This is a genomic window from Stutzerimonas balearica DSM 6083, from assembly GCF_000818015.1.
Taxonomy (GTDB): domain Bacteria; phylum Pseudomonadota; class Gammaproteobacteria; order Pseudomonadales; family Pseudomonadaceae; genus Stutzerimonas; species Stutzerimonas balearica.
Genome location: NZ_CP007511.1, coordinates 392698 through 412568, shown reverse-complemented (window position 1 = coordinate 412568; position 19871 = coordinate 392698). Strand labels below are relative to the sequence as shown.

At 68.4% G+C, this 19871-nt stretch carries 20 protein-coding genes and 1 pseudogene; 6 read left to right on the top strand and 15 right to left on the bottom strand.

Annotated features, from left to right (window positions below):
• Positions 1 to 10 precede the first annotated feature (10 nt).
• A complete protein-coding gene (gene ilvA / locus CL52_RS01825) occupies positions 11 to 1621 on the bottom strand; it encodes a threonine ammonia-lyase, biosynthetic (protein WP_425288331.1) in 1611 nt (536 codons plus the stop codon).
• A 78-nt stretch (positions 1622 to 1699) separates the two neighbouring features.
• Between ilvA and rpiA the strand changes: the two genes are divergently transcribed.
• Positions 1700 to 2371, top strand: coding sequence for a ribose-5-phosphate isomerase RpiA (gene rpiA, locus CL52_RS01820; RefSeq protein WP_043218063.1), 672 nt, complete (start codon positions 1700 to 1702; stop codon positions 2369 to 2371).
• Positions 2372 to 2453: 82 nt separating this feature from the next.
• Positions 2454 to 2801, top strand: coding sequence for a YegP family protein (locus CL52_RS01815; RefSeq protein ID WP_043218061.1), 348 nt, complete (start codon positions 2454 to 2456; stop codon positions 2799 to 2801).
• Positions 2802 to 3113: 312 nt separating this feature from the next.
• Here CL52_RS01815 and CL52_RS01810 read toward each other — a convergent pair whose 3' ends face one another.
• The 3 genes from CL52_RS01810 to CL52_RS01800 form a co-directional block, all read right to left on the bottom strand.
• On the bottom strand, positions 3114 to 4034 hold the full coding sequence (locus CL52_RS01810) for an SdiA-regulated domain-containing protein (RefSeq protein ID WP_043218059.1): 921 nt from the start codon (positions 4032 to 4034) through the stop codon (positions 3114 to 3116).
• A gap of 101 nt (positions 4035 to 4135) precedes the next feature.
• Positions 4136 to 4801, bottom strand: a complete 666-nt coding sequence (locus CL52_RS01805) for a fumarylacetoacetate hydrolase family protein (protein WP_043218057.1) — start codon at positions 4799 to 4801, stop codon at positions 4136 to 4138.
• A gap of 87 nt (positions 4802 to 4888) precedes the next feature.
• Positions 4889 to 6283 carry a D-2-hydroxyglutarate dehydrogenase gene (locus tag CL52_RS01800; protein ID WP_043218053.1) on the bottom strand — a complete coding sequence of 465 codons (1395 nt, stop codon included), beginning with the start codon at positions 6281 to 6283 and terminating at the stop codon, positions 4889 to 4891.
• A 198-nt stretch (positions 6284 to 6481) separates the two neighbouring features.
• Here CL52_RS01800 and serA point away from each other — a divergent pair, with 198 nt between their 5' ends.
• Positions 6482 to 7711 carry a phosphoglycerate dehydrogenase gene (serA, locus tag CL52_RS01795; RefSeq protein ID WP_043218051.1) on the top strand — a complete coding sequence of 410 codons (1230 nt, stop codon included), beginning with the start codon at positions 6482 to 6484 and terminating at the stop codon, positions 7709 to 7711.
• Positions 7712 to 7768: 57 nt separating this feature from the next.
• Here serA and CL52_RS01790 read toward each other — a convergent pair whose 3' ends face one another.
• Complete coding sequence (locus CL52_RS01790) at positions 7769 to 8086, bottom strand: hypothetical protein (protein WP_043218049.1); 318 nt, start codon at positions 8084 to 8086, stop codon at positions 7769 to 7771.
• A 62-nt stretch (positions 8087 to 8148) separates the two neighbouring features.
• Positions 8149 to 9858 (bottom strand): OPT/YSL family transporter, encoded by a 1710-nt coding sequence (locus CL52_RS01785; RefSeq protein ID WP_043218046.1) that lies wholly within the window; start codon positions 9856 to 9858, stop codon positions 8149 to 8151.
• Between the two features lie 160 nt (positions 9859 to 10018).
• Between CL52_RS01785 and CL52_RS01780 the strand changes: the two genes are divergently transcribed.
• The 3 genes from CL52_RS01780 (at position 10019) to CL52_RS01770 (ending at position 11664) form a co-directional block, all read left to right on the top strand.
• Positions 10019 to 10684, top strand: a complete 666-nt coding sequence (locus CL52_RS01780; protein WP_082041963.1) for a helix-turn-helix transcriptional regulator — start codon at positions 10019 to 10021, stop codon at positions 10682 to 10684.
• A 109-nt stretch (positions 10685 to 10793) separates the two neighbouring features.
• Positions 10794 to 11261 carry a hypothetical protein gene (locus tag CL52_RS01775; protein WP_043218043.1) on the top strand — a complete coding sequence of 156 codons (468 nt, stop codon included), beginning with the start codon at positions 10794 to 10796 and terminating at the stop codon, positions 11259 to 11261.
• A 46-nt stretch (positions 11262 to 11307) separates the two neighbouring features.
• Positions 11308 to 11664 (top strand): hypothetical protein, encoded by a 357-nt coding sequence (locus tag CL52_RS01770; protein ID WP_224109307.1) that lies wholly within the window; start codon positions 11308 to 11310, stop codon positions 11662 to 11664.
• Positions 11665 to 11668: 4 nt separating this feature from the next.
• Here CL52_RS01770 and CL52_RS01765 read toward each other — a convergent pair whose 3' ends face one another.
• The 9 genes and pseudogenes from CL52_RS01765 to CL52_RS01725 form a co-directional block, all read right to left on the bottom strand.
• Positions 11669 to 12820: an acyltransferase family protein gene (locus CL52_RS01765; RefSeq protein ID WP_043218041.1), complete on the bottom strand. Its 1152-nt coding sequence runs from the start codon at positions 12818 to 12820 to the stop codon at positions 11669 to 11671.
• A 173-nt stretch (positions 12821 to 12993) separates the two neighbouring features.
• Positions 12994 to 14656 (bottom strand): annotated as a pseudogene (locus CL52_RS01760) (proton-conducting transporter transmembrane domain-containing protein).
• On the bottom strand, positions 14653 to 16149 hold the full coding sequence (locus CL52_RS01755) for a complex I subunit 5 family protein (protein ID WP_043218040.1): 1497 nt from the start codon (positions 16147 to 16149) through the stop codon (positions 14653 to 14655). The pseudogene CL52_RS01760 and the gene CL52_RS01755 overlap by 4 nt, the downstream one beginning before the upstream one ends.
• The gene (locus CL52_RS01750; protein WP_043218039.1) at positions 16149 to 17570 is read right to left on the bottom strand and encodes a proton-conducting transporter transmembrane domain-containing protein; all 1422 of its coding nucleotides are present in this window, start codon (positions 17568 to 17570) and stop codon (positions 16149 to 16151) included. Before CL52_RS01750 ends, CL52_RS01755 begins: the two co-directional genes overlap by 1 nt.
• Entirely contained in the window at positions 17567 to 17848 is a 282-nt protein-coding gene (locus CL52_RS01745) for an NADH-quinone oxidoreductase subunit K (protein WP_043218038.1), read from the bottom strand. Before CL52_RS01745 ends, CL52_RS01750 begins: the two co-directional genes overlap by 4 nt.
• On the bottom strand, positions 17845 to 18753 hold the full coding sequence (locus CL52_RS01740; protein ID WP_043218036.1) for a hydrogenase subunit MbhD domain-containing protein: 909 nt from the start codon (positions 18751 to 18753) through the stop codon (positions 17845 to 17847). Before CL52_RS01740 ends, CL52_RS01745 begins: the two co-directional genes overlap by 4 nt.
• Positions 18746 to 19036 carry a cation:proton antiporter gene (locus CL52_RS01735; protein ID WP_043218034.1) on the bottom strand — a complete coding sequence of 97 codons (291 nt, stop codon included), beginning with the start codon at positions 19034 to 19036 and terminating at the stop codon, positions 18746 to 18748. The genes CL52_RS01740 and CL52_RS01735 overlap by 8 nt, the downstream gene beginning before the upstream one ends.
• Positions 19029 to 19280, bottom strand: coding sequence for a monovalent cation/H+ antiporter complex subunit F (locus CL52_RS01730; RefSeq protein ID WP_043218032.1), 252 nt, complete (start codon positions 19278 to 19280; stop codon positions 19029 to 19031). The genes CL52_RS01735 and CL52_RS01730 overlap by 8 nt, the downstream gene beginning before the upstream one ends.
• Complete coding sequence (locus CL52_RS01725) at positions 19277 to 19756, bottom strand: Na+/H+ antiporter subunit E (protein ID WP_235366390.1); 480 nt, start codon at positions 19754 to 19756, stop codon at positions 19277 to 19279. Before CL52_RS01725 ends, CL52_RS01730 begins: the two co-directional genes overlap by 4 nt.
• Positions 19757 to 19871 lie beyond the last annotated feature (115 nt).

Genomic DNA, 19871 nt, shown 5'->3' with positions numbered 1-19871 from the left:
CTGGGGCCGCTCAGCCGAGAAACAGCCGATAGGCCGGGTTGTCGCTCTCATCCCAATAGCGGTAGCCGATCTTGTCGAGCGCCGCCGGCACCAGGTGGCGCTCCTCGGCCGGCACCTGCAACCCGGCGACCACCCGCCCGTCGGCCGCACCGTGATTGCGGTAATGGAACATCGAGATGTTCCAGCGCCCGCCGAGCTTGTTGAGAAAGTTGAACAGCGCACCGGGCCGCTCGGGAAACTCGAAGCGCAGCACCATTTCGTCGCTGACCCCGGCGGCGTGCCCACCGACCATGTGGCGGATATGCAGCTTGGCCAGCTCGTTGTCCGTCAGGTCGAGCACCGGGAAACCCTTTTCGCGCAACCCTTCGACAAGCGCCTCACGGGGGTCGTTTTCCGGATGGGTCTGCACACCGACAAAGATGTGCGCCTCACGGTCGGTGTGGAAGCGGTAGTTGAATTCGGTGATCTGACGCTTGCCGATCGCCTCGCAGAAGGTCTTGAAGCTGCCCGGACGCTCGGGGATGGTCACGGCGATGATCGCTTCACGCTTCTCGCCAAGCTCGGCGCGCTCGGCGACGTGCCGCAAGCGATCGAAATTGATGTTCGCCCCCGAGTCGATACCGACCAGCACCTGGTCGCTGACCCCTTCGCGCTCGGCGTACTTCTTGATACCGGCGACCGCGAGCGCGCCGGCCGGCTCGGTGATCGAGCGGGTGTCGTCGTAGATGTCCTTGATCGCCGCGCAGATCTCGTCGGTGCTGACGGTGATCACCTCGTCGACATAACGCCGGCAGATGTCGAAGGTGTGCTGGCCGATCTGCGCCACGGCCACGCCGTCGGCGAACAGGCCGACCTGCTCGAGCACCACGCGCGCGCCGGCGGCCATCGCAGCCTGCAGGCAGTTCGAATCGTCCGGCTCGACCCCGATCACCCTGGTCTCGGGCCGCAGGTACTTGACGTAGGCAGCAATGCCGGCGATCAGCCCGCCGCCACCGACCGGCACGAAGATGGCGTCGATCGGCCCCTGGTGCTGGCGCAGGATCTCCATCGCCACGGTGCCCTGCCCGGCGATCACATCCGGATCATCGTACGGGTGGATATAGACGTAGCCCTTCTCCTCGACCAGCTTGAGCGAATAGGCCAGCGCGTCGGGAAAGGCATCGCCGTGCAGCACCGCTCGCCCGCCGCGTGCGCGCACACCCTGCACCTTCAACTCGGGCGTGGTGCGCGGCATCACGATGGTCGCCTTGATGCCCAGCTGGCGGGCCGCCAGCGCCACACCCTGGGCGTGATTGCCGGCCGAGGCCGTGACCACGCCGCGCGCCAGCTCATCGGCCGACAGCTGGGCCAGCTTGTTGTAGGCGCCACGAATCTTGAAGGAGAACACCGGCTGCAGGTCTTCGCGCTTGAGCAGGACCTGGTTGCCGAGGCGTTCGGAAAGCTGACGGGCCGGTTGCAGCGGGGTTTCCACGGCGACGTCATAGACGCGCGAGGTAAGGATCTTCTTGACGTACTGTTCGAGCATCGTGGCGGTCTTGGGCGGGTGGGCAGGCGTTCGCGGAAGCGCCGAGTCTACCCCGCGACCGGACCGACGACCACCGACAATCCCGCGGCAGAACACCGGTACAGCGGGTGAGCGACATCGGCCGGTCATGCGCGGCTATAATCCTCGGCCCGTCTCCCGCCCCGGATGTCCACGATGAACCAGGACCAGCTCAAGCAGGCCGTCGCTCAGGCCGCCGTCGACCTTATCGTTCCCCAGCTCACCGACCGCAGCATCGTCGGCGTCGGCACCGGTTCGACGGCGAATTTCTTCATCGACCTGCTGGCGCAGCACAAGGGCTTCTTCGATGGAGCCGTCGCCAGCTCGCAGGCCACCGCCGAGCGACTGAAGCAGCACGGCATCCCGGTCTACGACCTGAACAACGTCGCGGACCTCGAGTTCTACGTCGACGGTGCCGACGAGGCCAACAAGCACCTGGAGCTGATCAAGGGCGGCGGCGCCGCATTGACCCGCGAAAAGATCGTCGCCGCGGTGGCCCGCACCTTCATCTGCATCGCCGACGCCAGCAAGCTGGTCGAACAGCTCGGTGCCTTCCCGCTGCCGGTCGAGGTGATCCCCATGGCGCGCAGCCACGTCGCCCGCGAGCTGGTCAAGCTCGGCGGCGACCCGGTCTATCGCGAGGGGGTGGTGACCGATAACGGCAACGTGATCCTCGACGTGCACAACCTGATGATCGGCTTCGCCCCCGACCTGGAAGCGAAGATCAACAACATTGTCGGCGTGGTGACCAACGGCCTGTTCGCCGCGCGCCCGGCCGACGTCCTGCTGCTCGGCACGCCGAGCGGCGTTCAGACGCTCAAACGCTGAAGGCGGGGCGGCACCCGACGGAACCGGCGGCTACGCTTGTGAGGGCGCTCACCGCGTGACCACCAATCAGGAGGGTATCGCCATGTCCGGCAAGTTCCATCTGAAGAAATCCAGCAACGGGCAGTTCCACTTCAACCTGCTGGCGAGCAACGGCCAGATCATCCTGTCCAGCGAGCAGTACAAGGCCCACGCCTCGGCGCTGGGCGGAATCGAATCGGTACGCAAGAACGCTACGCGTGACGGCGCGTTCGAAATCAAGACCGGCGCGGGCGGCAAGCACTACTTCGTGCTCAAGGCCAGCAACGGACAGGTCATCGGCCAGAGCCAGATGTATGCCAGCGAGCGCAGTGCCGAACAGGGCTGCGACTCGGTGCGCCGACACGCACCCGACGCGCCCCTGCAGGACGAGAGCGCTGCCCTCGCCTCCTGACAACACAGGAGGCCTGGCGCCCAACCTCGGCGGCAGAACACCGGGGCAGACTTGCCTCGCCGAGCCGATGCAGCATGCCGTCTGACGTCACTGCCAGGCCTCCTGGGCTTCAACCATGGCGACCGGCACGCAGGTGTCTGTCGCCACGCTTGAACGCCAGCACCAGGCGCGGCGCCAGACAGATGCCCGCTGTGCTCGCCGTAGCGCAGGCTGCAACGGCCGGGCCGCGTCGAGGCGGGAAAACGAGGGTCTTGTAGTTCCGCTACGGGTCGCCGTCCTTGGCGCACCGTCTGTATGACAGGCCGGCGCGGATCAGGGCCGTGCCGGCACGGCTGCCTTGCGCTGGAACACGTAGAACCGGTTCGGTTCGCCGACCACATAGATGTTGCCGGCGGCGTCCATCGCCACGCCTTCGGCCTGCTCGATACCCTCCACCAGCCCGTTGAGCCCGCCGAACAGGCTGATGAAGCTGCGCGGCCGGCCCTGCAGGTCGAGCTCGACCAGCAGCCGCGACTCGTCCGACAGCATCAGCACGTGCCCGCTGCGCGGATCGATGGTCACCGAAGACAGGTCGCGGACGATGAGCGGCCGCTCCGGCAGCGCCTGCAAGACCCCGGCGGCGCCATCCTCGCCGGGAAACGGCAGCTCGAACAGCCCCTGCGGATCACGCTCCTTGGCCAACAGCAGGCGCTGGCTGCGCGGGTTCCAGGCCAACCCTTCGAAGCCCTTGTTGCCCGCCTCGGGAAAGCCGAGATCGTAGCTGGGCAGATCGGCCAGATCGAGGCGCTCGACGTCGGGCTCCAGACGGAACACCGCCACCAGCCGGCGACGTTCGTCGACGATGGCCATGCGCCCGTCGCCAAGCGCCTCGACCGCCTCGGGGTCGGCAAAACCGACCAGTTCGATGCTGCGCAGAATCAGCCCGGCCGGGGTGAGCTCGACCAGCTTGGGGTGTTTGCCGGTCACGGTGAACAGCGTGCCGGTCAAGGGGTTCCAGGTCAGCCCGGAGGTTTCATCATCCTCCAGCCCGACCAGGCGCGTTTCCAGCGCCAGCTCGTAGTTCGGCAGCCAGATGCCGGCCGTTCGCTGCTCGAGCGGGACGCTCCGCTCCTGCCAGAGCAGCCGCAGCTGGTCATCCCAGTGCAGGAGTTTTGCAGCGATCAGCAGGGTGACCAGCAGACACGCCACAGCGACCCAGGCGAACAGGCGCCAGGCACGGCGAGAAGAAGGCATGGGTGATTCCATCGACGCAGGGCAAGGGATTACAGCACGCCCGCGCCAACAGCGGAACACCCGGAAAAAGGCGGCCGGACCGACGCCCGGCCGCCGAGCGATCAGAGCACGCGGCTCTCGAAACGCGACAGGCCGACCAGCTCGAGCACCAGCTGGTCGCCCGATTGCAGCGGGCCGACACCAGCCGGCGTACCGGTCAGCACCACATCGCCCGGTTGCAGGCTGAAGTGGCCGGCGATGTGTCGGATCAGCGGCACGATGGTATTGAGCATCTGGCTGCTGTTGCCGTCCTGGCGCACCTCGCCATTGAGCGTCAGGCGAATGCCGATATCGCCCAGGTCTTCGACCGCATCACCTGGCACGAAGGGGGCCAGTACGCAGGCGCCGTCAAAGCTCTTGGCCAGCTCCCAGGGGTGGCCCTTTTCCTTCAGCTTCGCCTGCACCTCGCGCAGCGTCAGATCCAGCGCCGGCGCAAAACCCGAAATCGCGTCGCGGATCTCTTCCTCACCGGGCTGGCGCGACAGCGGCTTGCCGATCAGCACGGCGATCTCCGCTTCGTAGTGCACCGCACCGCGGTCGCGCGGAATGGCAAAGCCACCGGCCAGCGGCACCGCACAGCTGCCCGGCTTGATGAACAGCAGCGGCTCGCTCGGCACCGGGTTGTTCAGCTCCTTGGCATGCTCGGCGTAGTTGCGCCCGATGCAGACCACCTTGCCCAGCGGGTAGTGGATCGGCGTGCCGTCGGTGTACTGATGCTTGTAGTTCATGGCAGTCCTCAGCCGTGGGGCGGCAGCGCTTGCTGCCACCAGTCGCTGTCGGGGATGGAAAGCGCAAGGCGCCTTCCACCTGACGGATCAGAGAGAAAAGATCTTGCCCGGGTTCATGATGCCGTTCGGGTCGAACGCCGCCTTGACCGCCTTCATGTAGGCGATCTCGGCCGGCGAACGGCTGTACTCGAGGTAGTCGCGCTTGGTCATGCCGACGCCGTGCTCGGCGCTGATCGAGCCGTTGTACTTCTGCACCGTCTCGAACACCCACTTGTTCACTGCGGCGCACTTGTCGAAGAACTCTTCCTTCGACAGCGCCTCGGGCTTGAGGATGTTCAGGTGCAGGTTGCCGTCGCCGATATGGCCGTACCAGAGCACCTCGAAGTCCGGGTAATTGCGGGTGACGATGGCGTCGATGTCGGCGAGGAAGGCCGGCACCCTGGAGACGGTCACCGAGATGTCGTTCTTGTACGGCGTGTAGTGGGCGATGGTCTCGGAGATGAACTCGCGCAGCTTCCACAGGTTCTGCAGCTGCTGGTCGCTCTGGCTCATCACCCCGTCGATCACCCAGCCTTCGTTGACGCAGTGCTCGAAGGTCGCCAGCGCCTGCTCGGCGCGCTCCTCGGTGGTGGCCTCGAACTCCAGCAGCGCGTAGAACGGTGCGCGCGTCTCGAACGGTGCCGGCACATCGCCGCGGGCGAGGATCTTGTCCAGGCACTTGTCGGAGAAGAACTCGAAGGCGGTCAGGTCCATCTTGTCCTGGAAGGCGTGCAGCACCGGCATGATCGAATCGAAGTCCGGCGTGCCCAGCACCATCGCGGTGAGGTTGGTCGGCTGGCGCTCCAGGCGCATGGTCGCCTCGACGACGAAGCCCAGGGTGCCCTCGGCGCCGATGAACAGCTGGCGCAGGTCGTAGCCGGTGGCGTTCTTGATCAGGTCCTTGTTCAGCTCGAGCAGGTCGCCCTTGCCGGTGACGACCTTCAGGCCGGCGACCCAGTTGCGGGTCATGCCGTAGCGGATCACTTTGATGCCGCCGGCGTTGGTGCCGATGTTGCCGCCGATCTGGCTCGAGCCGGCCGAGGCGAAGTCCACCGGGTAGTACAGGCCCTTGTCCTCGGCGAACTGCTGCAGCTGCGCGGTGACCACACCCGGCTGGCAGACCACGGTGCGGTCGGTGGCGTTGAAGTCGAGGATCTGGTTCATGTAGTCGAAGGCCACCACCACTTCGCCATTGGCTGCGACGGCGGCGGCGGAGAGCCCGGTACGGCCGCCCGAGGGCACCAGTGCGACCTTGTGCTGGTTGGCCCAGCGTACGATGGCCTGCACCTGCTCGATGCTCTTGGGAAAGACGATGGCCGACGGCGCCGGCGCGAATTGCTTGGTCCAGTCCTTGCCGTAGGTATTGAGCGAATCGGCATCGGTCAGCACTTTGCCAGGCTCGACCAGGGTCTTCAGCTCGTCGATCAGGGCGAGATCGGTCATCACGGGAACTCTCATACGATTCATGGTCACCCTGAGTACGCTTCAGCTCAGGAGGTGGGGTGTTTCGAGGGGCTCGTATGCTAGCATACGCACCCTTTTCAAACGTGCCTCGGCAGACTCCCGGCACCGGCGACGCCGGGTCGGTCAGCCTTCGCTGGACACTTCGTCCTCTCTTTCGGCCCTAAGGTTTTAACGCAGATGAGCCAGACCTCTCTCGACAAGAGCAAGATCAAGTTCCTTCTTCTCGAAGGCGTCCACCAGAACGCTGTCGACACCCTCAAGGCGGCCGGCTACTCCAACATCGAGTACCTGAAGACCGCGCTGTCCGGCGACGAGCTGAAGGAAAAGATCGCCGACGCCCATTTCATCGGCATCCGCTCGCGCACCCAGCTCACCGAGGAAGTCTTCGACGCCGCCAAGAAGCTGATCGCCGTCGGCTGCTTCTGCATCGGCACCAACCAGGTCGACCTCAACGCGGCCCGCGAGCGTGGTATCGCGGTGTTCAACGCCCCCTATTCCAACACCCGCTCGGTCGCCGAGCTGGTGCTGGCCGAGGCCATCCTGCTGTTGCGCGGCATCCCGGAGAAGAACGCCTCCTGCCACCGTGGCGGCTGGATCAAGTCGGCGGCCAACTCCTTCGAGATTCGTGGCAAGAAGCTCGGCATCATCGGTTACGGCTCGATCGGCACGCAGCTCTCGGTACTCGCCGAGGCCCTCGGCATGCAGGTCTACTTCTACGACGTGGTGACCAAGCTGCCGCTGGGCAACGCCACCCAGGTCGGCTCGCTGTACGACCTGCTGGGCATGTGCGACATCGTCTCGCTGCACGTGCCGGAACTGCCGTCCACCCAGTGGATGATCGGTGAGAAGGAAATCCGCGCGATGAAGAAGGGCGGCATCCTGATCAACGCCGCGCGCGGCACCGTGGTCGAGCTGGACCATCTGGCCGCCGCGATCAAGGACGAGCACCTGATCGGCGCCGCCATCGACGTGTTCCCGGTCGAGCCCCGCTCCAACGACGAGGAGTTCGAAAGCCCGCTGCGTGGCCTGGATCGCGTGATCCTGACGCCGCACATCGGTGGTTCGACTGCCGAAGCGCAGGCCAACATCGGCCTGGAAGTCGCCGAGAAGCTGGTCAAGTACAGCGACAACGGCACCTCGGTGTCCTCGGTCAACTTCCCGGAAGTCGCCCTGCCGTCGCATCCGGGCAAGCACCGCCTGCTGCACATCCACCAGAACATTCCGGGCGTGATGAGCGAGATCAACAAGGTGTTCGCCGACAACGGCATCAACATCTGCGGCCAGTTCCTGCAGACCAACGAGAAGGTCGGCTACGTCGTCATCGACGTGGACAAGGAATACTCCTACCTCGCCCTGGAAAAGCTGCAGCACGTCAACGGCACCATCCGCAGTCGCGTGCTGTTCTGATCGGCCCGCGGTGAGGCAAGAAGGGAGGCCCAGGCCTCCCTTTTTCATGCCCGCCGCTCAGTAGGCGCCGCGCGCACCGCCTTCGCCGCCCGTGCCGCTGGTACCCGGGGCGGCCGGTGGCTGGCCGTCAGCCCCCTTGTCGACTTGCGGAGTCGATCCGTCGCCGCCGGTCCCGCCGGTATCGGTCGCCGCACCGCCCTGGGTCGAGCCCTGCGCCGCACTGCCGAAGCCCTTGCCACTCATGTCGTTGCCACGCGCCTCGGGCTGCTCGGACTGCGCCGCCGCCGGTTCGGCCGTCTGCCCGTGCTCGGCGGCCGAAACCACGGCCGGCAGGCACAGCGATAGGCTCAAGGCGGCAATCTTGCTCCAGTTCATGATCGTTTCCTCGCTGGGGTGACGGAGGTTAGAGGGCGGCCGCCGTCCGGAGGTTGCATCGCTCAGCGCAGCATCTGCCAGAGTGACGCCGCGATCCCGGCGATGCTCTCGCCGGCGACGAGTCCGGCCGCGGCGACGATCACGAAGCGTTCGGCCAGCTGCCGCGAGCGCACGGCGAGCAGCCAGGCGAGCAGCGCACCCAGGCTCATCATCAGCGACACCGAGGCCGGGATCACGAATGCCAGCCCGAGCGCCGCCGAGCTCGGCAGCCAGCGCAACCGCGCCGGCGGCAGCAGCGCCTCGAGCACGCCCAGCGGCAGCCCCACCAGCGCCCCGGCCAGCATCGCCAGGCGCGTCTCGCCGGCGAGCGCATCCGGCCCGCCGCCGAGCGCTTCGGCCACCGCCTTCCAGGTCGCTACCGCCGGGGCCGGCCACTCGGGGGTGATCAACATGCTCTGCGGCGAGGGAATCAGCAACTCGTAGACCAGCACCCCGACCAGGCTGCCGAGCGCGATGCCCAGGCATTGCGCCACCGCCTGGCGCCCGGGCGAGGCACCGATCACATGGCCGACCTTGAAGTCGTTGAGCAGGTCCGTGCATTGCCCGGCGGCGCCCCCAGCGGTGTTGGCGCTCATCAGGTTGACCGTCAACTGCCCGGGCGCCAGTACGCCGAAGCCGAGCTGCGACAGCTGGCCCATGGCGCCGATCGGCGGGATGCCGGTAGCCCCCACGACCCGGGCAGCGACGATCGCCAAGAGCAGCGCCAGGGGAATCGACAGCGCCGCCAGCCAGGGATCGATGCCGAACAGCGTCGTCTGCAACGCCACCACCAGCAGCGTCGCCAGCGCCAGGCCGAGCAGCGGCAGCGCCGCGAATTTCGGGCCCGCCGCCCGGCCGACCCGGCGCTGGCGCAGCAGCCGCACGCCGAGCCCGGCGAGCGTCGCCGTCACCATCAGGCTCACACCGGGCCAGAGCAGCCACTCCACCAGCGCGGCGAACTGCGGCCCGCGGGCGTCCGCGGCCAGCAGCACCCGTCCACTGTCGAGCAGCCAGGGCGCGGCCACACCCCAGGCCAACAGCGCGCCGAACAGCAGCGACAGACCGATGCGCAGGCCGACGATGCCACCGAAGCCAAGCAGCAGCAGCGAAGGCTCGAGCTGGAACGTCAGGCGTTCCAGCGACACCGACGGCGCCCAGCGCGGCAAGGCCCACCAGAGCACGTCCGAGAGCTTGAGCAAGGCAGCGGTACTCGCCGCCGCCGCCAGCACCCGCAACCGCCGCCCGGCCTCCGCACCGTGGCTGTAGATCTGCTCGAGCGTCGCCAGGGTCGCCATGCCTTCGGGAAAACGCAGACCGGCGCCAACGATCAACGATGGCCGGAGATACCAGGCCACCCAGACGCCGAGAAAACTGACCGAAAACACCCAGGCGACCAGGGGCCAGGTCGGCAACTGCTCGCCGGTCAGCAGGCTGTAGGCGGGAATGGGCGCGACCAGGCCGGCCGAGGCGATCGAGGCGCAGGCCGAAGCCGTGGTCTGGTTGATGTTGCTTTCATGCAGCGTCCACGGTGGCCGGCCGAACCAGGCTGCCGCGCTCTGCCAGAGGGTGTAGCCGACCAGCAGGGCGATGATCGACATGTTGAACGACCAGCCGATCTTCAACCCGGAATAGAGATTGGAGGGCACCAGCACGGCCCCCAGCAGCAGCCCGGTCGCCAGGGCCCGGAGGCTGAGTTCGCGGCGCTTGGTCGTCGCGGCCTGAAATTCGAGCATTCGCTAACCCTAGCGCATTTGCCGACGGCGCGAAGCAATCGCCTCGAATTGGCGGCATATTCGCGGCTTTTCCACTCGCGGCATGAACTTCGACGTCAGGGGCTGGTCGGTTAGTGACTTTTGCCACCTTTCACTTGCAGCCCGACTCTAGGTACCGGACATGGATGCGGATCTTACCCGGGGCGAAACCTCTGCCAGCGGCAGAGTCACCCTTCTGACCCACAACGAACTGCTGGGGCGCTTCTTTCGCCACTTTCTCGACGAACAGGCCCACCTCAAGGTGGCACTGGCCAGCCTGTCGCCGCCGGAGAACGGCCTCGACGGCGACCTGATCCTGGTCGATGCCGGGCACAGCGAAACCGGCGAACTGTCCTCGCTGATCGAACAGATCGACGGCAAGACGCCGCTGGCCCTGGTCAACATCGTGCCGGACCAGGCCATGGCGCTGGTCGATCGTCACCCCTGGATACGCGGCGTGTTCTACACCCAGGCCACGCCCGAACACCTGCTCAGTGGCATCCGCACCCTGCTGGCCGGCGGCGACTGGCTGCCGCGCATGCTCATGGAGCGGCTGCTCGGCCAGTTGCGGCGGATGCGCCAGCTGGCCGAGAGCAAGGCCACGCTGACACTGCGCGAACGGGAGATCCTCAGCCTCGCCGGCAAAGGCCTGTCCAACGCGGAAATCGCCGAACGCCTGTGCCTGAGCCCGCACACCATCAAGAGCCATATCCACAATCTGCTGCGCAAGATCGGCGCCTCCAACCGCGCCGAGGCGGCCTACCTGCTGCGCAGCCGGCTCGACTGGACCGAGTCGTGCGAGGCCTGAGCCGGTACGGCTTAAGCCTCGCATTTGCGCGTTTTTCCATCCTCGGATGGATATCCAGCCCAGCGGGCAGCGCGAAGAATCGGCTGGTCGATTCTTCGAGGAGCGTGCCATGACGCCTCCCCTCTGTGCCGCTGCGCTCGGCCTGGCCGCCCTGCTCGCCGGGCCCGCCACGCTGCAGGCCGCCGACCTGCTGGACAACGCCGACCTCTACGGCGCAGCGACCGGCGCCGCCGCGCAGGATCCGCTGAACCGCAGCGCCTGGGTGCTGCAGCAGGGCAGTGACAACCAGGCCCTGCTCGACCAGCGCGGCCAGCTGCTGCGCGGCCGCATCCTGCAGAACGGTGCCGCCCAGGAAGCGCTGATCCTGCAGCAGGGCAGCGGGCTGGAGGCGCTGATCCGCCAGTCCGGTTACGGCAACAACGCCGCCATCGTCCAGCTCGGCAACGACAATGCGGCCAGCATCGAGCAGGTTGGCGACTACAACAACGCACGCCTGGAGCAGCAGGGCGACGGCCTCAGCGGCGCGATCATCCAGCACGGCTCGGGGATGGACATCCAACTCATCCAGCGGCGTTGAACCCGGCAGGACGCCGCCTACGCAGGAAGCCGAACGGATGCTCGCCATGACACTCGCCTCGATACTGCTCGCCAGCGCCGCGGATGGCGTACAGGCAGCGCTCAGCCTCTCCGCCGCCGGCGAGGATGGGATACAGACTCAACTGTGCTTTACCGGCCACGGCCAGCAGGTGCGCTATCGCCTGCAGCTGACCTCGACCGGCGCCGCCGGCACCAGTCGCAGCGGCCAGGGCGGCACGCTGGTGGCCGCGAGCGAACCGCTCTGCCCGGTGCGCAATCGCCTCGGTGCTGGAGCCGGGGTTCGGTTGCAGGCCGAGCTGCGCTGGTGGGTCGATGGCCGCGAACAGCCTCCGATCCGCCGGCAGTGGCCGCCGGCGGAGGCGCCGGAAAGCCACGCCGGCTGAGCCGCTAGACCCGCGACAGGTGCCGCGGCTGGCTCTGGCTCAGGCGCCGGCCGAGCGCCATGCCCTTGAGTTCGATGCAGTGGTAGGTGAACGTCGAGACCATCAGCACCGCGCCCAGCAAGGCCACGGTCAGCAGCACATCGATCAGGCGATCGCCGGAGGTGATGTAGCGCATGATCTGGTGGCTCTGCGGGTTCTCCAGAATCACCGTGAACTCGGCGCCGAGCAGCCGCGACAGCACGATCGCCACGCTGGTGAAGACGAACAGCACCGCGGCATGGGTCAGGTAGATCGAGAACGACAGCTCGCCGAGGCGCTTGAACAGCCGCATCCGCAGCAGCCGCGAGATCACCCCGCGCTCGAAGGCGAAGACCAGGATCACGGCGCAGAACAGCAGGCTGGCGAGCAGCCCCTTGTGCGGTAGTTCGGCGGTCAGCACCCGGTAGACCAGCAGCACACCGAGCAGCTCCAGCGCATCGAACAGGGGGCCGTCGTCCAGCCGCATCACCGCCTCGCGGATTCGCTCGTAGAGCCGGTACAGCAGCACGCCGGCAAAGAAACAGGTGCCGCCACGGCGGATGAACGCCAGCATCGGCTCCGGCTCGACGAACAGCAACGCAGCGCTCACCAGCGATACCGCGGCGAACAGCTGCAGGCTGCGGCGCGGCATCAGCAGCAGCGTCAGGCCGAACACCAGATACAGGTAGTACTCGATGCTGATGCTCCATGCCGGCGTGTTGAACGACAGGCTTTCGCTCCAGGGCAGCCAGGACTGCATGAGCAGCGCATTGGGCAGGATTTCGCCGGGTGCGGTCTTGCCACTGAAGGCCGGGTCGTTGAACGAGAAGCCGTGATGCTGGGCGACCAGCTTGGCGCACTCGAGCAGGATGAACACGGCGAGCATCACCAGGTGCAGGGGCAGCAGGCGGAATGTCCGGCTGATCACGAAACGGCGCAGCACGTCCGGGCTGAACGGCCGGTTGCCGTAGGCGTGGCAGAGCACGAAGCCACTGAGCACGAAAAAGAACTCGACGAACAGGTCCGCGTTGCGAAAGAACCCGAGCTCGGAAAAGCTCAGCAGGATCTGCGCGTGGAACAACACCACGGCCAAGGCACAGAGGCCGCGAAAACTATCCAGCACATCGAAGCGTTGCACTGCTACCTCCTTGTCTGCGCGCCTGCCAGCAGGCATGGGGAAAGTCGGAGCGCGATCGGTCGCGCACCAAAAAATAGGAGCGGAGCGCTCGCTGAAAAGTTTCGAAACATCTGTGGGCAGGCAGCGCTTTTGCGTGCTCGATCAAGTTGGGCAAGGGGGCGCCGTGCCCGGTCTCACCAGAGCCAGCCGAGCCAGAGCAGCAGCGCCAGCAGCCAGGCACTGAAAGCCAGCACACCGCGATCGAGCCAGCGGTTCCAGAGCCGCTCGCGACGGCGCCAGGCGCTGCGATCGGGCTGCCAGTTCGGCTCCGGCAGGGGTGGGCGGCGCAGCAGCCGGGTCAGCCACAGCGACGCCACCAGCGCCGGGTTCGGCAGCTGCCTCAGGCGCCGCGGAACCTTCCAGCCCTGCTGCAATGCGAGGGCGGCCAGGCCCAGCGCTGCCAGCAACGGCCAGAGTGCCGCCCAGACAGCGCCGGGATAGAGCCCGGCAAGCAGCGGTTCGCGCAGCGGCGACCAGACCCACGGCAATACCAGCGGCGCGAGGCTCAGCAGCGCCCAGGGCAACCATTGCGATGGCCGCGGCGCCGGTCGGCGCATCGCCCGCTGCTCGCCACGCAGCAGCCACAGGGCGCGCAGCAGCAACAGCGCGGTGGCCACGCTGGCCAGCGCCAACAGCACGCCCCAGGCGGCAAGCGGGCTGGCGTGCCAGGCATCCTTGAGCAAGTACTTCACCGCCGCTCCGCTGGTCAGCGGCGCGCCCATGATTGCCAGCACCGGTAACCAGAGCACGAGCCAGGTGCCGCGCGTGAGGCGACTGTCGTGCGCCAGCCCGGCGGCGAGAAACAGCGCCCCCTTGGCCAGGCCGTGATGCACGCCGAACAGCACCAGCAGGGTCAGCAACGCCGCAGACGGCGCCCCGGCGCCCCAGGCCAGCGCCAGGATCATCAGCAGCCAGCCCATCTGGCTCACCGATGACCAGGCCAGCACCGCCTTGGGCTTGCTGGCACACAGCCCCAGCGCGGCGGCATAGAAGGCGCCGAACAGCCCGGCCAGCAGCATGGGCGTGCTCCAGGCCGCGAGCGTCGGATCGGCCGCCGGCAGGCATCGCCAGAGACCCAGCACCCCGGCCTTGAGCATCGCCCCGGAAAGCACCGCACTGGCCGGTGCCGGCGCCTCGGGGTGGGCCAGCGGCAGCCAGACATGCAGCGGCCAGAAACCCGCCTTCAGGCCCAGGCCGACCAGCAGCAGGCCCAGGCTGAGCGAGTCGATCGGCTGGGCCTGCCAGCTGGCGAAGTCGAACGCCTGCCCGGTCGCGTGGCTACGCAGCAGCAGCCCGGCGAGCAGCAACATCTCGCCGCACAGCGCCAGCTGCAGGTACAAGCGCGCGGCGCGGCGCGGCGCGGCGCGGGCGCGGCCCGGCGTGGTGGGCGATCAACCCGTAGGCAGCCAGGCTCATGGCGCTGAAGCCCAGGTAGAAGCTGAGCGCGTCGGTAGCAACGATCAGCAGCAGGTTGCCGGCCAACGCCAGCTGCCAGAACACCCAGAAGCGCAGCCGCTTCGCATCGCCTGCCAGGCTGCCAACCGCCGACCAGGCGGCGGCCGCCCAGAGCACTGCGGAAAAGCCCAGCCAGGCGCGCGTCAGCAGGTCATCGCCGCCCCAGCGCACGCCTTCCCACAGCCAGGGCAGTTCCAGCGCCGGCGCCGGCTGCAGGGCTGCCAGCAGACCCGGCAGGCAGGTCAGCGGCAGCAGCGGCAGGAGGCGCTCGCGCAGCCACGGCAGCAGGGCTGCGGCAAGCAGCGGTGCGAGCGGCACCAGCAGCCAGAGCCAGGCGTTCACAGGACGAACTCCCGCTCGACGATCAGCTGACTCCAGCCCAGCGGGCTCAACGCGGTGGCCGCCAGCAGGCCGACCAGCAACGACAGCAGCGCGGTGAACATTGGGGGCAACAGGAGCATCCAGTGGGTTTCCAGGCGCCGTTCGGCCCAGCGGTTCTCGTGCCAGTCCGCCGGCGTGGCGAACCAGCCGCGCCAGAGCAGCGGCAGAAAGTACGCCGCATTGAGCAAGGCGGAACCGAGCAGCACCAGGACGACCCAGTCCTGGCCGACCTCCAGCGCGCCCAAGCCCAGCGTCCACTTGCTGATGAACCCGGCGATCGGCGGAATGCCGATCATGCCCAGCGCGCCAACCGAAAAGGCGGTCATGGTCCAGGGCATGCGCCGGCCGACACCGTCCATTTCGCGGACGCGGTGAATGCCGAGGGTCTCGGCGAAATTGCCGGCGCAGTAGAACAGCGTGACCTTCATCAGCCCCTGGTGCACCAGGTGCACCAGCCCGCCCACCGCGGCGATCGGCCCGAGCAGGGCGACGCCCAGGGTGATGTAGGACACCTGGCTGATCGTCGAGTAGGCCAGGCGCTTCTTCAGCTCCTGTTGCTGCAGCGCGCGCAACGAGCCGAACAGGATGGTCGCTGCCGCCAGCCAGAGCAGCGGCCGAGTCAGTTCCAGTTCGAGCAGCGCCTCGGCGCCGTATACGTCGTAGACCACGCGGACGATGCCAAAGGCGCCGGCCTTGACCACCGCCACCGCGTGCAACAGCGCGCTGACCGGCGCCGGCGCGACCATCGCCTGGGGCAGCCAGCCGTGCAGCGGAATCAGCGCCGCCTTGACCCCCAGCCCGGCGATCAGCAGCACAAAGGCCACGCGCAGTGCCAGTTCATGTTCGTCGACCTGGCCGAGCAGGTAGCCGGCCGCCTGGAAGTCCGGCGTGCCCGCCAGCCCGTGCAGCAGGGCCACGCCCATCAGCACCAGCGCCCCGCCGCCCAGCGTATAGGCGAGGTAGACCCGGCCGGCGGCCAGCGAATCGGGCGTGCCGCGGTGCACCACCAGCGGAAAGGTCGCCAGCGTCAGCAGTTCGTAGAACAGCAGAAAGCTGACCAGGTTGCCGGCCAGGGCGATGCCCACGGTGGCGCTGACGCAGAGGCTGAAATAGCCGAAGAAGCGCGAGCGCAGCGGTGAGCGCTCCAGGTAGCCGATGGCGTACAGCGTAGTCGCCGCCCAGAGCAGCGAAGACAGCGCGACGAACAGCAGCGACAGCGCGTCGGCCTGCAGCACCAGCGGCGCCCCTGGCAACAGCGGCACGCTGAAACGGAACTCCAGCCCCTGGCTGACGCCGTAGAGCAACCAGCCCACCAGCACCAGCTTGACGGTCACGCCGAGCAGGTTGAGCGTCACCCGCAGGCGCTGCTGCTCCTCGCGCAGGGCGAAGATGACCAGCCCGGGCAGCAGCGAGCTGAGTACGATCGCCAGCGGCAGCCAGGTCTGCGGATTCATCAGCCCAGCCCTCCGAGCCAGCGCAGCAGCGGTTCGCTGACCAGCGCCAGGCACCAGACCAGCAGCGCCGGCAGCAGCGCCAGCCATTGCGCCGGGCGATCGGCACGCAGGCTCGGCGGGTTCGGCCGGGCGCGGTCGAAGCCATGGCTGACCACGCGCATCACATAGGCAGCCGAGAGCAGCGTGCCGAGCAGGATGCCGAAGGCCCAGGGCCACAGCCGCGGCTCGGCCAGCAGCGGCTCGAGCAGCAGCCATTTGGCGACAAAACCGCCACTGGGCGGCAGCCCGATCAGGCTGCCACCGGCCACGGCAAAGGCGGTCAGCGCCACCGGCACGTTCTGGCTGGCTCCCTTCATCCCGCGTACGCGCGTGCTGCCCAGAATGCTCTTCAGCTCACCGGCAGCGAGAAACATCGAGGCCTTGGCCAGCCCGTGCGCCAGCACGAACAGCCACAGCGCAGCGTGCAGTCGCGGGTCCTGCAGCTGCAGCAACAGGCCGAGCGCGAGCAGCGCATACCCCAGCTGGGCCACCGTCGAATAGGCGACCAGGCTCTTGAGCAACGGCGCACGCAGCGCCGACCATCCGCCCGCCAGCAGCGCCAGCACGCCGGCGGCGGCGAACAGGCCACCGGCCTCGCGGCCCAGCTCGGCGGGGGCAATCTCGCTCCACAGCAGCCAGAGGATGTACAGCGGCCCCTTGACCACCAGCGCCGAAAGCAGGGCGCTGACTGCCGTCGGCGCCGCGGCGTGGGCCGGTGGCAACCACAGGTGCAGTGGCCACAGCGCCGCCTTGAGCATCAGGCCGAGGCTGGCCAGCAACAGCGCCGTGCGGGTGGCGGCATCCGCCTCGGCCAACGCCGCCAGCGAGGGGATGTCGAGTACGCCGTAGCGTCCGTAGAGCAGTGTCACGCCCAGCAGATAGGCCAGCGAACCGGCGAGCGACAGCAGCAGGTAATTGAGCGCCGGCTTCCAGGCCGCATCGCCGGCCAGTGCGACCAGCGCCACCGCGCAGAGGGCGAGCAGCTCCAGCGTGACGTAGAGATTGAACAGATCCGCTGACAGCCAGAGCGCCGCGAGCGCCGCCTGCAGCAGGCAGGACAGTGGCCAGAAGTCCTCGCCGCCCGCCGCATGGGCGATGCGCGTGGCGTACAGCGCTACCAGCAGGTGCAGCAACGCGGTGAACAGCAACAGCAGCGCGGCCAGCGGGGTCAGCCGCAGGCGGATCGCCAAGCCTTCCGCCCAGCCACCGACCAGCAGCTGCTGGCTGCCACCGGCGAGGACCTCGACGAGCGCCAAGGCTGCGGCCAGCAGGCTGGCGAGGCTCACAGCGACCACCCAGCGTCCCGGTCGACGCGGCCGGGCCAGCAGCAGCCAGAGCGCGCCGGCCAGCGGCAGCAGCAGGCTGAGCAAGGCGCTGTTCATGACCGTTTCTCGTCGCGGCGGGCCAGGCCGTTGACCAGGCGCAGGGCCAGGGCCGTGGCGCTGACGGCCACCACCAGACCGGTGACCACCAGCGCCACCAGCAGGGGATCGGTCGGCGTGTGGCGCGCCGCCAGGGCGATCATCAGCAGGAACACGCCACTGCCCATCAGGTTGATGGCGATGATCCGCCGCAGCGGCTGGCGCAGGGTCAGCAGGCCATGCAGGCCGAGCAGCCAGAGCCCGAGGCCAAGGGCGACCCACAGCAGTGTGGCGTTCATCGCTGGCGCTCCGCGCGCTCGCCGACCACCAGCAGCGCCAGGCTGAGGCCGATGGACAGGGTCGCGGCGGCCTCGATCAGCAGGATCAGCGGTTTGGCCCAGCCGCTGGGATAGGTCAGCCAGCCACGCCCGAACCAGGCGCACGCGGCAGCCACGCCGACGAACAGCAGCAGCCCGCCGAGCACCGCCAGGCGCAGCGGCAGGCGGTGCCAGCCGAGCGGCGGCAGGGCATCGGCCAGGCGCAGCAGCACCAGCCCTGCGGCCAGCACCGCGCCGGCCTGAAAGGCGCCACCGGGCGAGGCCGCGCCGCGCCAGAGCACATAGCCGCTGGCCAGCACCAGCAGCGGCGCCAGGGTCGGGGCCCAGGCGCGCAGCAGCGGCCAGGGCCGGCTCAGCGCCAGCCGGGCCGGGCCGCTCTGCCGGGCGCCGAGCAGCGCCAGCAGCAGCACCGCCAGTTCGAGCAGGGTGTCCCAGGCCCGGAAATTCAGCAGCACGGCCGTCACCGGGTGGCTCACGCCGCTGTCAGGCAACGCCGCCTCGACCGCTGCCGGCAGCGGCGAACGCGCCTCGGCCAGCGGCGCCACGGCATCGAACAACAGCCAGAACAGGGGCAACAGCACCGCCAGCACCGCCAAGCGCCGCGGTGCCGGCAGGCGCGGCTCGCTGCCTTCCAGCGGTTGCCGGGCCAGCGCAGCGAACAGCAGCACGCCGGTGAGGCCGGCGCCGATCGCCGCTTCGGCGAGCGCCAGGTCCGCCGCGCCGAGACGGGCCCAGACCAGCGCCAGGATCAGCCCGAAAGCGATGAACAGCAGCACCGCCGCGTACAGCTGGCGGGCATGCAGTGCCCCGGCCGCCAGGCCGAGCAGCAACACGCCGAGGGTGCCGTCGAGCAGCAGCTCAGTCATGCCCGTCCTCCTCGCTCTGCCGCGCGAGCAGCTGGCAGGCGACGGCGCCGGAGGCCAGGATCAGCAGCCAGATCAGCAGCATCTGCGCGATTGCCAGCAGGCTGTCGGCGCGCAGCGACAGGCCGAGGACGATCAGCCCGAGGCCCAGGGTGTCAGCCTTGGTCAACGCATGCAGCCGGCTGACCGCATCGGGGAAACGCAGCAGGCCGAGGCTGCCGGCCACCAGAAAGCCGAGGCCCGCCAGCAGCGGCGCCCAGCTGGCCCAGTGCAGCCAGTCACTCATGGCGGCTCCGCCGCAGCAGCTGGACCAGCGCAGCACTGGCGATGGCCGCGAGCAGGGCCAGCAGCAGCGCCACGTCACGCAGCGCCGGCTGCTGCCCGGCGTCGGCCAGCACCAGCAGGACCGCGGTGCCGGCAGTGCCGAAGAGCTGGATCACCAGCAGCCGGTCGACCCGAGCCGGCCCGCGGACCACGCGCACCAGGCCGAGCAGCAGGGTCAGCAGCACGAACGCCGCGAGCACTGTCATGTGCCCCTCCCCTCGCCGAACAGCCGCTGCAGCCGCCGCTCCAGCTCCGCCACGGTCGGCTCCCAGGCCTGCGTGGCGTCGAGCACATGGACGCGCAACACATCGCCCTCGATGCGCGACGCCAGGGTCCCGGGCAGCAGCCCCACCAGCGCCGAAAGCAACAGCCGCACGCGCGGCACGCGGCTGGCCAGGCGATAGCCGGCCCAGGCCGGTGCGACGCTCCGGGGCGAACCCAGGGCCCGCCGCGCCACGTCGATGCCACCGATCGTCATGTGCCAGAGGAAGAAGCCGAGAAACCCCGGCAGGGCGCGCCAGCGCAGCCGCCAGGGCTGCAGGCCCAGGCGCAGGCTCAGCCAGGTGGCGAGCAATACCGCGGGGATGCCGACCAACCAGCCGCGCCCCTCGCTGAACAGCGCCCAGAGGGCCGCGTAAGCGAGCAACCAGCCGAGCGGGTTGAAGCCTGGGTGTCTGCGCATGGTGCGATCCATGGGGTTTTCCCGAGTCATGGCTTCTTTGTTTGACAGTCGAGGCCAAGAGTTCGGTGCTGTCCACTGCCGGCCCGAGCCGCCTTGTTTCAGCAGATTGCCGTTT